General features: G+C 65.3%; 13 protein-coding genes. 5 read left to right on the forward strand and 8 right to left on the reverse strand.

All coding sequences use genetic code 11. The features are described from left to right. Nucleotides 1–4: 4 nt before the first annotated feature. From JWN03_RS20250 to JWN03_RS20260, 3 genes are all read right to left on the reverse strand, one after another. A complete protein-coding gene (locus tag JWN03_RS20250) occupies nucleotides 5–1,456 on the reverse strand; it encodes an amidase (RefSeq protein ID WP_297617173.1) in 1,452 nt (483 codons plus the stop codon). A gap of 210 nt (nucleotides 1,457–1,666) precedes the next feature. Then, entirely contained in the window at nucleotides 1,667–2,110 is a 444-nt protein-coding gene (locus JWN03_RS20255; RefSeq protein WP_297617176.1) for a hypothetical protein, read from the reverse strand. 271 nt (nucleotides 2,111–2,381) lie between these two features. Next, nucleotides 2,382–3,128 carry a TioE family transcriptional regulator gene (locus JWN03_RS20260; protein WP_297617179.1) on the reverse strand — a complete coding sequence of 249 codons (747 nt, stop codon included), beginning with the start codon at nucleotides 3,126–3,128 and terminating at the stop codon, nucleotides 2,382–2,384. Between the two features lie 82 nt (nucleotides 3,129–3,210). On the opposite strand from JWN03_RS20260, the gene JWN03_RS20265 reads away from it, so the two are divergent. Beyond that, entirely contained in the window at nucleotides 3,211–4,380 is a 1,170-nt protein-coding gene (locus tag JWN03_RS20265) for an erythromycin esterase family protein (protein ID WP_297617182.1), read from the forward strand. Here the strand turns inward: JWN03_RS20265 and JWN03_RS20270 are convergent. After that, nucleotides 4,343–4,987: a maltokinase N-terminal cap-like domain-containing protein gene (locus JWN03_RS20270; protein WP_297617185.1), complete on the reverse strand. Its 645-nt coding sequence runs from the start codon at nucleotides 4,985–4,987 to the stop codon at nucleotides 4,343–4,345. The genes JWN03_RS20265 and JWN03_RS20270 overlap by 38 nt on opposite strands. Before the next feature lie 78 nt (nucleotides 4,988–5,065). Next, nucleotides 5,066–6,202 (reverse strand): epoxide hydrolase family protein, encoded by a 1,137-nt coding sequence (locus tag JWN03_RS20275; RefSeq protein ID WP_297617187.1) that lies wholly within the window; start codon nucleotides 6,200–6,202, stop codon nucleotides 5,066–5,068. A 124-nt stretch (nucleotides 6,203–6,326) separates the two neighbouring features. Here JWN03_RS20275 and JWN03_RS20280 point away from each other — a divergent pair, with 124 nt between their 5' ends. Continuing rightward, nucleotides 6,327–6,698, forward strand: a complete 372-nt coding sequence (locus JWN03_RS20280) for a DUF4913 domain-containing protein (protein ID WP_297617200.1) — start codon at nucleotides 6,327–6,329, stop codon at nucleotides 6,696–6,698. Between the two features lie 64 nt (nucleotides 6,699–6,762). Next, nucleotides 6,763–8,076 (forward strand): cytochrome P450, encoded by a 1,314-nt coding sequence (locus tag JWN03_RS20285; protein WP_297617189.1) that lies wholly within the window; start codon nucleotides 6,763–6,765, stop codon nucleotides 8,074–8,076. Nucleotides 8,077–8,085: 9 nt separating this feature from the next. Here the strand turns inward: JWN03_RS20285 and JWN03_RS20290 are convergent, their stop codons facing one another. Further along, nucleotides 8,086–8,484: a MerR family transcriptional regulator gene (locus JWN03_RS20290; protein ID WP_297617201.1), complete on the reverse strand. Its 399-nt coding sequence runs from the start codon at nucleotides 8,482–8,484 to the stop codon at nucleotides 8,086–8,088. 106 nt (nucleotides 8,485–8,590) lie between these two features. On the opposite strand from JWN03_RS20290, the gene JWN03_RS20295 reads away from it, so the two are divergent. Next, a complete protein-coding gene (locus JWN03_RS20295; RefSeq protein ID WP_297617190.1) occupies nucleotides 8,591–9,541 on the forward strand; it encodes an MBL fold metallo-hydrolase in 951 nt (316 codons plus the stop codon). An 87-nt stretch (nucleotides 9,542–9,628) separates the two neighbouring features. On the opposite strand, the gene JWN03_RS20300 is transcribed toward JWN03_RS20295, so the two are convergent. After that, complete coding sequence (locus JWN03_RS20300; RefSeq protein WP_297617192.1) at nucleotides 9,629–10,771, reverse strand: epoxide hydrolase family protein; 1,143 nt, start codon at nucleotides 10,769–10,771, stop codon at nucleotides 9,629–9,631. Between the two features lie 63 nt (nucleotides 10,772–10,834). On the opposite strand from JWN03_RS20300, the gene JWN03_RS20305 reads away from it, so the two are divergent. Further along, the gene (locus tag JWN03_RS20305) at nucleotides 10,835–11,794 is read left to right on the forward strand and encodes a helix-turn-helix transcriptional regulator (protein ID WP_297617194.1); all 960 of its coding nucleotides are present in this window, start codon (nucleotides 10,835–10,837) and stop codon (nucleotides 11,792–11,794) included. A gap of 198 nt (nucleotides 11,795–11,992) precedes the next feature. Here JWN03_RS20305 and JWN03_RS20310 read toward each other — a convergent pair. Then, on the reverse strand, nucleotides 11,993–13,120 hold a 1,128-nt coding region (locus JWN03_RS20310), incomplete at its 5' end, for an FAD-dependent monooxygenase (protein ID WP_297617195.1).

The raw sequence follows: 13,120 nt of genomic DNA on the forward strand, positions 1-13,120 counted from the left end.
CGGCCTATTCCGGCGCCTCGAAGCCGCCGATCCGCTGTTCGAGCAGTTCGGCCAGCCGCAGCGGAGTGCGGTCCTCGAACATCGGACCGATGAGCTGCACGCCTACCGGCAGGCCCTCGGGTGAGCGGCCCGCGGGGATGGCGGTGGCAGGGAGTCCGGGCATGGTTGCCAGACCGGCCCAGACGAGCTGATCGCCGAACGGGTATGCGACGCCGTCGATGTCGATCCGCCGTTCCACGAAGTTGGGGTCGTGGTCGTGCGGGAACGCGGGCGTCGGCGTAATCGGAGTCACCACCACATCGAACTCGGCGAACAGCTGCCGCCAAGCGTGGCGGTGGAGCTCGCGGCGGTTGCTCGCGTCGATCCAATCGCGATAGCTGAACGCAGCGCCACGCACGCGCGCCGCGTCGAGACTCCGGTCGTCCGGCTGCACCCCGGCGGCGAAGGTCCGCAGCAATTCGTACCTCTCGGCGGGAAAAGCGGCGGCGAGGTTCGCAAGCAGCAATTCCGTGTAAAGCGTTGCGGCTTCGGCCAGGTCGGGCAGCAGCGGGCTATGCCGTTCGACGTGGGCGCCCTCGGCGACGAGCGCGTCGGCGACTCGGTTCACGGCAGCCCGCACTGCGGAACCGGTCGGAATGAGCGGGTGCTCCTCCAGAACCAGCACGCGGAAATCGCCGAGCCGCTCGTGGCGCGCGGCCGGCAGCGCCAGGTCGTACGCGACACCGAGCGTCAGCGGATCCGGTCCGGCCATCACGTCCAACAGCAGGGCGAGGTCGCGGGCTGTGCGTGCCATCGGTCCGACGACCGCGAGTTCGCGGTCGGACGGCAGCGCCGGAGTGGGCGGCGGAATATGACCGCGAGTCGCCACCAGCCCGAAGGTTGGCTTGTGTGCGTAAACACCGCAGAAATGCGCAGGGGTGCGCAGCGAACCGCCGATATCGGACCCGATCGACAGCGCCCCGAATCCGGATGCCAGCGCCGCCGCGGATCCGCCGGAAGATCCGCCCGGCGTCCGCTCGAGATCCCACGGATTATTGGTGGTCCCGTAGATGTCGTTGAAGCTCTGCAGATCTCCCAGCATGATCGGCACATTGGTCTTGCCGAGTACCACCGCGCCGGCAGCCCTCAACCGCGCGACCTGTACCGCGTCCTCCTGCGGCACAAAGTCCCGCTGCTCCGGAATACCCCACGTCGTGGGCAGCCCAGCAACGTTGTAAGACTCTTTGACCGTCACCGGAATCCCGAGCAGCGGCCGATCCTCGCCCCGCCCGCGCGCCTCGTCGGCCTCGCGCGCGGCAACCCGCGCCCGATCGAAATCTCGCACACAAACCGCGTTGATTGCCTTGTCGTCCCGCTCGATACGAGCAATAGCCTCCTCGGTCAATTCCACCGAGGACACCTCCCCCGCACGCAATGCCGCCACAAGCTCTTCAACCGACCGAAAACTCCACTCCATCAAACCGACCATACCGGTCGATCCGAGCCACTCACTTCGAGCCGAGTCACCCGCTTACCCCGCAGATGCTCGGGTCGAGTAGGCCATCATCGATCAGTGGGCACACTTCTGGTGGTGGTGAACGGACTTCCCGGCTCGGGCAATTCGACTACGCGGCCCTCGCCAATCAGGTGGGGGCCGTCGTCGATGTCCAAGTAGTCCACACCACTGCTATCCGGAGATGCTCGGAAGCGGGCAGCCGGAGCTGCCGGTCGATGTGGACGCGCGGACCTGGACGGTCAGCGGGGTCAGGGTGATCGTGGGGAATCCGGCACCGAGTGTTCCCGTCGCGGTGAGAACGTGCTGGCCCGCGGTATTGGGCGTCCATGACACCCGCGCGGGATTCCCCACGATGCTGGTGCCCACGGTGCCGGTTTCGATCGTGGTTCCATTGTCGGCAAAGGTGACCTTGACCCCGTTCGACGAGCTGCTGCCGCCTCCGACCAGGTCGCCACTGGTCACCTGATAACTGCACCCAACCTGCGGATTCGACCCCTCGATCGCCACATTGCCCTCACCGTAAGCCGCCGCGTTCGGAGCCGCCGCCAGCAGGACTGCGCCCACTCCCGCGATGGTTGTCGCACCGAGCCGGGCATAGCGCACCCAAGTTGTCATGAGATCCCTTCCACTGCAGGAGGTCCGCACGCTGCGAACTCTCCGCGCGATCCAGCACACCGAACCGGCACAGTGAAATTAACACGTTTCAAACAAGCCTGTCCGCGATCTTCGCTATGTCCGCCGCCCACCAGGAACCCCCGGTTATCCCATCCCAGCCACGCCGGTACCCAACTCGATTGTCACCGCCGCCAGTTCGCCCGCCATGACTCTCCTCAGTACTTCGTCGCGCCGACAAAACGATAACGTGCTCTAGTTGTCTGCGCCTTCACTATGACGTTCGTCCGCGATCTTGCTGTGACTCAGCATGATTGAGCACGTTCAGGTAGTTGCTGAGGTGGGTGGATGCGGTGAGCATGGCTAGGCCGCGGGTTGTCAGCTTTTGTTGCCAGTCGGTCATCGAAGCGGAGAGTGCGTCGGTGCCGCCGGCGGTTCGGATCTGTTGGACCACGGTGGATATGTGGTCCAGGAGGTAGCCGCCGCGGCGGAGTAGGTGGGTGAGTTCGGCGTCGCGGAGGTCGGTCGCATCGAAGATGCGGTAACCGGTGACTGGATCTCTTGCGGGAGTGAGAATTCCGGCACTCTCCCAGGTGCGCACGGTTGCCGGGGTGACTCGGAGTCGGTGGGCGAGTTCGCCGATGGTTCGGGCACCGGTGTCTGCCGGGCGTTCCGAGGCCGCGTCGGACTCCGTCGTCAGGTGATCGATTGCTCTGCGGACCGAGGTGAGGGTTTCCCGGTCTCGGAGCAACTGATTGTGGCCGTGGTCGATGACAGTCAGGGCGACATCGAGCTGGTTGTTGTGGAGTGCGGTCATGATTTGGCCGGCGGACGAGTGGCCGTAGGCCGGGATGAGCGCGAGGTACGTCCGGAGGGCTGCGGCATGTGCCTCGGTATAGATCCGGTAGCCGGTGGGGGTGCGAGCGGCGGGAGGGATGAAGCCGTCCTGCTCGTAGTTGCGGACAGCTTGGGTCGAGATGTCATGCTCTCTGGCGAGGTCGGCTGGTCGCAGGGTGATCATCGATTTGAGACTTTACAGGCATCAAAAGGTGGAACAGTCGACCAAAGTATCAACCGTTCTTTCAACGATATGATTTAGGCTCATGAGTCAGCAAATTGGAGACTTCGTCACCGCATCATCCGAGCTATTGGCGCTCGGTGAACCGACACATCAGGAACCGGCCTTCGGCTGGGTCCGCAACGAACTGTTCGTTCAGCTGGTCGAGCTCGGGTTTCGATCCATCGGCCTGGAGACCGATCGGGTAGCGGCCCTGGCCGTGAACGACTTCGTCCAGAACGGCATCGGCGATCTCGATACCGTGATGCGCGAAGGGTTTTCACACGACTTCGGCGCACTCGATACGAATAGGCAACTGATTGCCTGGATGCGCCAGTACAACCGGAATCACACTCCCGCAGCACATTTAACCTTCTACGGCATCGATGCGCAAACGGAGAACACCAGCGCGCCCAGCCCGCGCCGCTATCTCGAATACGCCCGCGACTACGTGGGACTCGACATCGATATCGCGAGCGTCGCGGGCCACGATGAGCAATGGAGCCGCCAGGAGGCGATCCTGGACCCGGAGATGTCGATGGGCGAATCGAAAGCCGCCGGGCGATTGCGATCGATTGCCGACGACCTGTTCGACGCACTGTACGAGTGCGCCCCACAGCGAATCGAGGCAACCTCACGTACCGAATGGCACAGGGCGGAAACGCATCTCACTGCCGGTATCGGATTGCTGCGTTATCACAAGGTCGCCGCACAGCGCCACGAGCAGAGTGAGCGAATTTCCCTGCTACTCGGCGCCCGGGACGTGATCATGGCGCAGAACCTGCTCGCCATCCGGCGCATCGAATCCCGGCGCGGCCCGACGCTGGTCTTCGCGAACAATACGCACCTGCAGCGGAATCCGAGCCACTTCAGCCGGGCGGCCGGCGATATCACCTGGACCGGCGCCGGCTCGATCGCAGGGTCGCTACTGGGCGAGCAGTACTCGTTCATCGCGGGCAGCCTGGGCCGAAGCGATGTCTGCGGGCTTCGAGAACCGGAACCCGATACCTCGGAAGCCTTTCTGGACAATCGCATCAGCACCTGGGGCCTGACTGCGAGCAGTGCGATCGCCGCCGCCCGAAGCCGGACCGACACCACCCCGCAGCAGGGCTATTTCCCGCTCGACGCGGCGACCCTCGACGGCTCCGATGCGGTCCTGCACATCAGCGACGGCGCGGCTATCCGGCCTGAGTCGATACGAACACCCCGCGGCTGATCTCACCGTCCGGGGACGACCACGGTGCTTCGACCCATGCGTAGAGGTCGGCGGGCAGCTCGTCGCCGAGAATTCGATGGAGCCGAAGCACCGGCACCTCGGTTCCGGCCGGGGCGATATCGGTCCAGCGTGCCGCGTCCAGCACCGAGCTGCCGCTGAATCCCGCTGCCGGGAACGGGATTTCGGCAGCCCGGACCGTGACGGTGGGGTCGGGGGTATCGCTCTCGCTCTGGGCTTGCGGCTGGGCCTGGGCGGCCAGCAGCCGGACGACCTGCTCGACGAAGACCGGATCGTGGGTGGCGTCGTAGAGCCAGCGGGTGCCGAGCACACCGTGCTCGGAGGTGCCGATCAAAGCGTCGGCCGCATCGGGCAGCGGTTCGCCGCGGTAGGTCATCGGGACCAGATAGGTCACCGGCCGCGCACCCGAACTGTCGCTCACGACCATGACTTCGATACCAACCGCACCGGCCGGGTCATCGAGCCGGAACCCGCCGGCCTTGGCGAGCTGCGGCTGCGCACCGCCCGTGTACCAGGCGCGAGTCGGCAGCCACGCCGCCAACAGCTCCAATTTGCCGGGGACCATGGTCGTGCGATGAACGATAGCCATTGCCACAGACTCTCAGATCCGGATGTACGCGTGTGGGCAGGGCGGCGAACGCCGGCGGCCGCCCTGCCCACACAACGATCAGCGGAGTTTGCGGAAGAAATCGCGGACATCGGTGGTGAGCAGGTCCGGGGTTTCCATGGCGGCGAAGTGGCCGCCGCGGTCGAATTCGGACCAGTGCACGACGGTGTTCTGCTTCTCGGCGAGCCCGCGAATGGTGTTGTTGCCGGGGAAGACTGCGACACCGGTCGGCACGCCGGAATTCGGGACCTCGGCGCCCCACTGCTTCGATTCCTTGTACAGGTACATGGAGGATCCGATGGTGTTCGTGAACCACAGGACGGAGATATTCGTCAGCAGCATGTCGCGGTCGATCGCCGCATCGGGCGTGGACTTGGATGGATCGCTGAAGGTCTGGACCACGTCCAGTGCCCAGGCGAGCAAGCCCGCCGGAGAATCGGCGACAGCGGGGGCAAGGGTTTGCGGGCGGGTGGCCTGCATGCCCGCATAGCCGGACGTCTCCTTGCTGCTCCAATCCGCCATGGACGCGAGCTTCTCCTGATCGCTTGCGCTGTAGCCGGATCCGTCATCACCCCAGGCCGGGATGGTGATGGGGTCGTTGAGATGCACGCCCGCCACATGCGCGGTATCGATCCGGCCCAGCTGCGGAACGATGAAAGAACCGGCGTCTCCGCCCTGCGCGCCGTAGCGGTCGTAGCCCAGACCCGCCATGAGCTTCGCAATCAGCTCGGCGCTGTGCTCGGTCGCCGCCTCGCCGGGCTGGTGGGTCGGCCCGGAGAAGCCGAAGCCGGGCAGGGTCGGAATCACCAGGTGGAAGGCATCTTCCGGCACCCCACCGTGCGCGCGGGGATCGGTCAGCGGGCCGATCACCTCGCTGAAATCCTGAAACGGCCACCCGTGCACCAGGACCAGCGGCAGCGCATTCGGCTCGGGCGAGCGAACATGCAGGAAGTGAATGCGCTGCCCCTCGATCTCGGTGACGAACTGCGGATGCTGATTCCACGCCGCCTCGTGTGCCCGCCAGTCGTATTCGGTGCGCCAGTAGTCGGCGAGCTCCCGCACATAACTCGTCGGGATGCCGTAGCTCCAGCCCACTCCCGGCAGTTCCGCGGGCCAGCGGGTGGCGGTGAGGCGGGCATTCAGATCGTCGATCGCGGCGGCCGGGATATCGATGCGGAAGGGCTCGAAAGTGGTCATGACCCAACGATAGAAGCGAACTAGGCCAGTGCAGGTCCTAGATCGGCGCCGACCTGCCACCGAAGCGCGTTGCGTCACAGTGACATTCATTCCTCATGTCGGAGCCTGCCTGTTAAATGGAGAGATGAGTAGCGGGGTGTCCCAACCGGCGGTTTACGGGTCAGTGGTCGAATTTGTTGAGAACTATCTGAGTCTGGTCTACAGGCGCAAGGTGACTGATAACCCTCGCCGGGCCTGGTGCCCGGAGTGGTGGAACCATTCCGAAGCCGTCGCTCGACTCGATGCGCTGTGGCGAAGGTGGGAGCACTTCCGGTCCGACGGTAAAACCGGCCTGAGTGTCTGGTTCCTCGATCACGCTGACCCACACATGCGCGAACTGTTCGATCCGGAAGGTGTATTCACATTCTGCTCGGTGACGGGTGGGCATTCGGACACCCTCCAACCGCTGCCGTTGAAGTCGCCGCAGCCGGGACTCTTCCGGGACTCCGACAGGTAGGGGGCGGGCGTTCTACGCTGGGGGGAGACTGCCGCACCGATGCGGCTCGCGCGAAGGGATCGTCGTGACCACCGCATATCCCCCAGGCCCTCGATTGCCGGTAATCGTCCAGACGACGCTGTATGCGAAGTGGCGGGGCCTGCTGCTCAGTCGGGCCGCGCGACGCTACGGCGATGTGTTCACGCTGCACCTGGTCGCACCGTATGCCGAGAATCTGGTGGTGTTCTCGCGGCCCGAACACATTCGGGAGATCTTCGCCGCCGACCCGGCCGATCTGCATGCGGGGGAAGGCAATCGGCTGCTCGTGCACATTATGGGCGAGCATTCGGTACTGCTCACCGATGAGGCCGAGCATGCGCGGGCCCGGCGACTGCTCATGCCCGCCTTCGCCGGATCGTCACTGCGCGGGTACCGGACGCTGGTCGAAACCATCGCGAAAACGCATCTCGACCGTTGGACCAGCGGGTCGACCGTGCACACGCTCGACCGCATGAACGAGCTGACACTCGATGTCATCATGCAGGTGGTGTTCGGTATGACCGATGAACACCGTCGTGCGCAGTTGGCGCCGCAGCTGCGGCGCATTGTGAACGTGAACCCGATCATCTTCTTCGGCTGGAAGTATCCGCGGCTGCAGGGCTTCGGGCCGTGGAAGAGGTTTCGTGCCAACCAGAGCGCAATGAATGAGCTGCTCTACAACGAGATCGCTCAGCGCCGCGCCCATCCCGATCTCGACCAGCGCGCCGATGTGCTTTCCCGATTGCTCGCCTACGGGTCCGGTGAGAATCCTTCTGACACGGCCCTGTCCGATGCGGAATTACGCGACCAGCTCATCACGCTGTTGCTCGCGGGACACGAGACCACGGCCTCGGCGCTGTCCTGGGCCTGCCACGAACTCGCCGCGCATCCGGATATTCAGGACACTGCGCGGGCTGCCGCACATGAGGGCGACGACAAATATCTGGAGGCGGTGCTCAAGGAATCCATGCGACTGCGCACCGTGATCGCCGCTACCGGGCGCAAGCTCACTCGCGATATGACGATCGGCGGTCTGGACCTGCCGCGCGGTACCGTCGTCTCGACGTCGATCCTGCTGGCGCACAGGCGGACCGACAGCTTCCCGGATGCCACGGCCTTCCGGCCCGAGCGCTTCCTCGACGGTTCGGTGGCCGCGAATACCTGGCTGCCGTTCGGTGGCGGCGTGCGCCGCTGCATCGGCGCGGGGTTCTCACTCATGGAGGGCACCGCGGTACTGCGCGAACTGCTGACCCACTACCGGCTGTCGCTGCCTGCCGGGACCACGGATGAGCGCGCCCGCATCCGCAATATCACCCACGTGCCGGCGCACGGCGCACCCGTCCAGGTCACCACGCTCTGACTCGCTGAATCAGCGCAACTGCCGGCGCTTGCGATTCGCGCGAGTGAAGTCCGAGCATTCGGCACATTCGGCGACGACCCGATGACGGCACTCGGTGAGGTGTTCCAGGAAGCGATCCGTCGCCCGCAGCAGGACGATCTGCTCCTGGATCTCGGAGCGCTTGTCTGCGATCAAGGCCAGCCGGCCGTCGTATTCACCGAGCCCGAGCTGCCGAATCTGGCCCAGCGACAACCCGGTTCGCTGCAGCTTGAGAATCAATCGGGCCACATCGAGATCATTTTCGTCATAGCTGCGATGCCCTGAGGGACTGCGCGACGGTTGCAGCAGTCCGACGGATTCCCAGTGCCGCAGCACGTGCGCCTCGATGCCGAGGGCGGCCGCGGCATCCCCGATCTTCATCTCCTGCATGGTGCTCACGATTGCCTCTTTACTTCATGTCGACCTTAAGTTTTAGCCTTCCATCAATCCCGGCGCCGCACCAGTCCGCCGGGCGAGGTGAACGGAGAGCGAGAACATGTCCGATCCAGTACACAGCCCGAGTTTCTTCGAATGCTGCGCGGCGGTAACCGGCCTCCTGCGGGGCGCGGTACGGCCGCGACCGGTAGATGAGCGATTCCTGCGGTCCATCACCGATGCGGGTCTGCCCACTCCCCACCGCACGGTGCGGGTGATCGCGCTGGCGCAGGCCCCGCGTGTGGTGCCGACCGCCATGGTCGTGGAGGGCACATTTGCGCCCCGGCGCATCACCAACTCGCTGACCTCGTTCATCGTGCAGCACCCGGAGGCGACGTTCATCGTCGATCCGAGCGTCTGCCTCGATGCGGAAGACCGCGCGATCGCACAACTACCGTCCGCGCTGCGCGGTGTGGTCCGCCCGCCCGCCGAGACCCTCGCGACCATTACCGCGCTGGGCCTCGAACCCGGGCTGCCGGCACCGGATTTCGCGCTGCCCACGCACGCGCACTGGGATCACGTCTGCGGACTGCTGGATATGCCGGGCTTGCCGATCCATATGCATCGCCCCGAGCACGAATGGATCAGCACCGGCCCGCTCGTACCCGTCGGCGGCGTGCGCGACTCGCTGCTGGATCGGCCGCTGGTCGAATACGACCTGGACGGTCCGCCGGTGCTGACCTTCACCCGCAGCCGGGATCTGTTCGGCGACGGCAGCATTGTGCTGGTCGACCTGGCGGGCCACACACCCGGCAGCATCGGCGTTCTCGCCCATACCGAGCGCGGCTGGATTCTGCTCGCGGGCGACGCTGCCTGGCACACGCTGCAAATCGACAAGATCCGTCAGAAGTCCAGCTTCCCGGGCAATTTCGTCGACACCGACCGCGAGGAAACCTTTAAGACGCTGCATCGGCTGCACCTGGCCAAACATTTCGCCACCGTCATCCCGACCCACGATCACGAGGCGACAAGGCAACTGGCCACCGAATCGGTGCAGCCGTCGCTGAATTGACGACGACTACTGCGATGCGGTCACCGGGTGAATCCTGTAATCCTGCGGCTGTCAGCTGCCCGTTTCGGCTGTATCCCGGTGGCACCCCTATTTGCGGTAGTCGCGGAATGCGGCGCGCAAGTCGTCGATGATCAGGTCGGGTTCCTCCATGGCGGCGAAGTGGCCGCCACGGTCGAACTCGGTCCAGCGCACGATGTTGTGGTTCTGCTCGGCGATGCGGCGGACGGGGAGGGCGAGGTCGTGGGGCAGAACCGCTACGGCGACAGGCACATTGGTGTCAGGTTCGGTCTGGCCCCAGGTACCGGCGCCTTCGTAGTAGTAACGCGCCGACGAGCCTGCGGTGCCGTTGAGCCAGTAGATCATGACGTTGGTCAGCATGGCGTCGCGGTTGACGGCATCCTCGGGTACGTCGGCGGAGTCGGTCCAGTCCTTGAATCGTTCGACGATCCAAGCCATTTGACCCACCGGTGAGTCGGTGAGCGCGTAGGACAGGGTTTGCGGGCGGGTGGCTTGTAGCATCGCGTATGCGGTGAGCTGGTATTGGGCGCGGCTTGCCACCGCGAGGGCCCGCTGTTCGGCGGGATTGCCGGGGTCGGCGGTTTCTGCGGTGACGGTGGCGGAAGCGATCATCGTCACGTGGACCGCGGTCACGTGCTCGGCATCGATCACGGCCAGCTCACGGGAAATGGCTGCGCCGGTGTCTTCGCCGTGCGCGGCGTAGCGGTCGTAGCCGAGACGCGCCATCAGCTGCGCCCACGCGCGCGCGGCCCGTGCGGTCGACCAGCCGATGGCGGGGCCGGAGAACCCGTAGCCGGGGATGGTCGGCACAACGACGTGGAACGCGTCCTCCGCCTTGCCACCGTGCGCGACCGGGTCCGTCAGTGGCCCGATCACCTCGAGGAACTCCACGATCGATCCGGGCCATCCGTGCGTGAGAACCAATGGAAATGCCTCGGGCTCGGCCGACCGAACGTGGATGAAATGCAGGTCGTGGCCGTCGATCTCGGTGCGGAACTGGGGGAAGGAGTTGAGTCGGGCCTCCTGGGCTCGCCAGTCGTAGGTGTGCTGCCAGTAGCCGGCCAGTTCCTGGGTGTAATCGAGTGGAATGCCCTGTGCCCAGCCGACATCGGTGACCCCGTCGGGCCAGCGGGTGTCGTTCAGTCGCCGATTCAAGTCGTCGAGCTGCTCTTGGGGGATATCGATCCGGAAAGGTCTGATCTCGGTTCGCATGACACCAACTCTAAAAGGCACCTAGGACACCTACCGCCCTAGGATTCGGGAAGAATGGGTCGCATGCTCGAGACTTCAGCCCGACTGCTCCGATTGCTCTCGCTGCTGCAGACACCCCGCGATTGGACCGGGCGGGAACTCGCCCAACGCATGGACGTCGATATGCGCACCGTGCGCCGCGATATCGAGAAACTGCGCACCCTCGGCTATCCCGTGCACGCGGTCGCAGGTGCGGCGGGGTATCGACTGGGCGCCGGGGCCGTGCTGCCGCCACTATTGCTCGACGATGAGGAAGCCGTCGCCGTCGCCGTGGGATTGCGCACGGCTGCGGGTGGCACGATCGCCGGCATCGAAGACAGTTCGCTGCGCGCGCTCACCAAACTCGAACAGGTGCTGCCCTCGCGCCTGCGCCATCGGATCTCCGCGCTGCAGGCTGCGACGGTGACCATCCCGGCGGGCACCACGCCGGTCGATCCGGAAACACTCACCGCCATTGCCGGTGCGATTCGGGATCGGCATCAGCTGCGATTCGACTACCGCACGCATGACGGCAGCACCGCGCGCCGGACCACCGAACCGCATCGGATCGTCCACACCGGACGACGCTGGTATCTGATCGGCTGGGACCTCGACCGCGCCGACTGGCGCACCTACCGCGTCGACCGCCTGCAGCCACGCATCCCGACCGGACCGCGATTCCCTCCGCGCCCAGCTCCCGCGATCGATCTCGCCGACTTCCTCTCGCGCGGTGTGTCCACCGCCCCCTACCGCTACCAGGCCCGAATCACCTTGGACGTCTCGGCAACACAGGCCGCCGATCGAATCTCCGCCACGGTCGGTGTCATCGAGGCTGTCGACGCCACCTCCTGCCTGCTGCACACGGGGTCGAACTCACTCGACGAATTGGCTGTCTACGTAGGGCTTTTCGGCTTCGGATTCCGTGTGCACGAACCACCCGAACTCATCGACCACCTGAGCGCACTGATGCACCGCATCACCGCGGCCATCGCGCCCGGTCCTTGATCAGCTGAGCGACGTACTCCCCTGGCACCCGACTCAGCACATCAGGATCATCGACGACGGCCTCGGCAGACTCTTCTCGAAACGTATATCTCGCAGCTCACCCATCCCGCGGCAGTTGCCGACACCATCTGCCGGACCATCGGCGCAGCGTCGAATTCCTCAGCAGCCCAATCATATTGACAGCCGTCGCGGCGAGGCTCAGCTCACGGCAGCGCCGAACCACCTGGGCAGCCGGCTGAGCAGCTCCTGCTGGTCTTCACCGACCCACGCCACGTAGCCGTCCGGCCGTAGCAGTACGGCGGGCACGTCCAGCTCCTCGCTCACGTCGATGACGTGGTCGACCCGATCTTCCCAGCCCTCCACCGAAAGCAAGCCGGTCTGGTCGAGCAGTAGTCCACGGCCGGTATGCATCAGGTCGTAGAGGCGACCACGCTTCAACCCGATGTCCCGCAGCCGTCGGCCGAGCAGTTCGGGTCCCTCACCGAGGTCGTAGCGGATCCCGATCGCGGTGACCTTTTCTGTCAGGTACCGGTTGACCTGCTCCATGTCCATCAGTTCCGACAGCAGCCTGCGCACGGACCGGGGACCCGGCTCGGTGGACATCAGCTCGGACTGCACGCGGGTGTTGTTCAGTACGTCGGCGGCGACCGGGTGTCGTTCGGACTCGTAGGTGTCCAGTATTCCTGCCGGTGCCCAGCCGTTGATTTCGGCGGCGAGTTTCCAGCCGAGGTTGAAGGCGTCCTGGATGCCGAGGTTGAGGCCTTGTCCGCCCAGCGGTGGGTGGACGTGTGCGGCGTCGCCTGCGAGCAGTACGCGGCCGACCCGGTATTGCTCGGCTTGGCGGGTGGCATCGCCGAAGCGGGAGAGCCAGCGCGGCGAATGCACGCCGAAGTCGGTGCCGGCGAACACATGTAGCTGTTTCTTGAACTCTTCGAGGGTCGGCGGGACCGACCGCTCCTCGGCCACGCCCTCGGCGGGCACGACGATGCGGTACACCCCGTCCCCGGAGGGCCCGGCGCCGAATCCCTTGTAGGTCTTGCGAACCTCGGCCACCACGGCGTTCAGCGTCTCCGGTGGCGCGGTCACCTCCATCTCGCCCAGTAGCCACTCGACTTTGCTTGACTCACCGGGGAATTCGACGCCCAGCAGCTTGCGCACCGTGCTGCGGCCACCGTCGCAACCGACGAGATACCGCGAGTGCAGCTGCGTGCCGTCGGCCAGCTCGACGGTCACCCCGTCCTCGTTTCGACTCAACCCGACCAGCTCGCAGCCGCGCCGGATATCGACGCCGAGTTCGATGGCGTGCTCGGCCAGGAGGCGGTCGGT

It is taken from the genome of Nocardia sp., assembly GCF_025465275.1.
GTDB lineage: Bacteria > Actinomycetota > Actinomycetes > Mycobacteriales > Mycobacteriaceae > Nocardia.

What these genes read in the sequence shown, in the direction of transcription:
- JWN03_RS20250 (WP_297617173.1), bottom strand. Translation starts at nt 1,456, where the DNA reads ATGGAGTGGAGTTTTCGGTCGGTTGAAGAGCTTGTGGCGGCATTGCGT.
- JWN03_RS20255 (WP_297617176.1), bottom strand. Translation starts at nt 2,110, where the DNA reads ATGACAACTTGGGTGCGCTATGCCCGGCTCGGTGCGACAACCATCGCG.
- JWN03_RS20260 (WP_297617179.1), bottom strand. Translation starts at nt 3,128, where the DNA reads ATGATCACCCTGCGACCAGCCGACCTCGCCAGAGAGCATGACATCTCG.
- JWN03_RS20265 (WP_297617182.1), top strand. Translation starts at nt 3,211, where the DNA reads ATGAGTCAGCAAATTGGAGACTTCGTCACCGCATCATCCGAGCTATTG.
- JWN03_RS20270 (WP_297617185.1), bottom strand. Translation starts at nt 4,987, where the DNA reads ATGGCTATCGTTCATCGCACGACCATGGTCCCCGGCAAATTGGAGCTG.
- JWN03_RS20275 (WP_297617187.1), bottom strand. Translation starts at nt 6,202, where the DNA reads ATGACCACTTTCGAGCCCTTCCGCATCGATATCCCGGCCGCCGCGATC.
- JWN03_RS20280 (WP_297617200.1), top strand. Translation starts at nt 6,327, where the DNA reads ATGAGTAGCGGGGTGTCCCAACCGGCGGTTTACGGGTCAGTGGTCGAA.
- JWN03_RS20290 (WP_297617201.1), bottom strand. Translation starts at nt 8,484, where the DNA reads ATGCAGGAGATGAAGATCGGGGATGCCGCGGCCGCCCTCGGCATCGAG.
- JWN03_RS20295 (WP_297617190.1), top strand. Translation starts at nt 8,591, where the DNA reads ATGTCCGATCCAGTACACAGCCCGAGTTTCTTCGAATGCTGCGCGGCG.
- JWN03_RS20300 (WP_297617192.1), bottom strand. Translation starts at nt 10,771, where the DNA reads ATGCGAACCGAGATCAGACCTTTCCGGATCGATATCCCCCAAGAGCAG.
- JWN03_RS20305 (WP_297617194.1), top strand. Translation starts at nt 10,835, where the DNA reads ATGCTCGAGACTTCAGCCCGACTGCTCCGATTGCTCTCGCTGCTGCAG.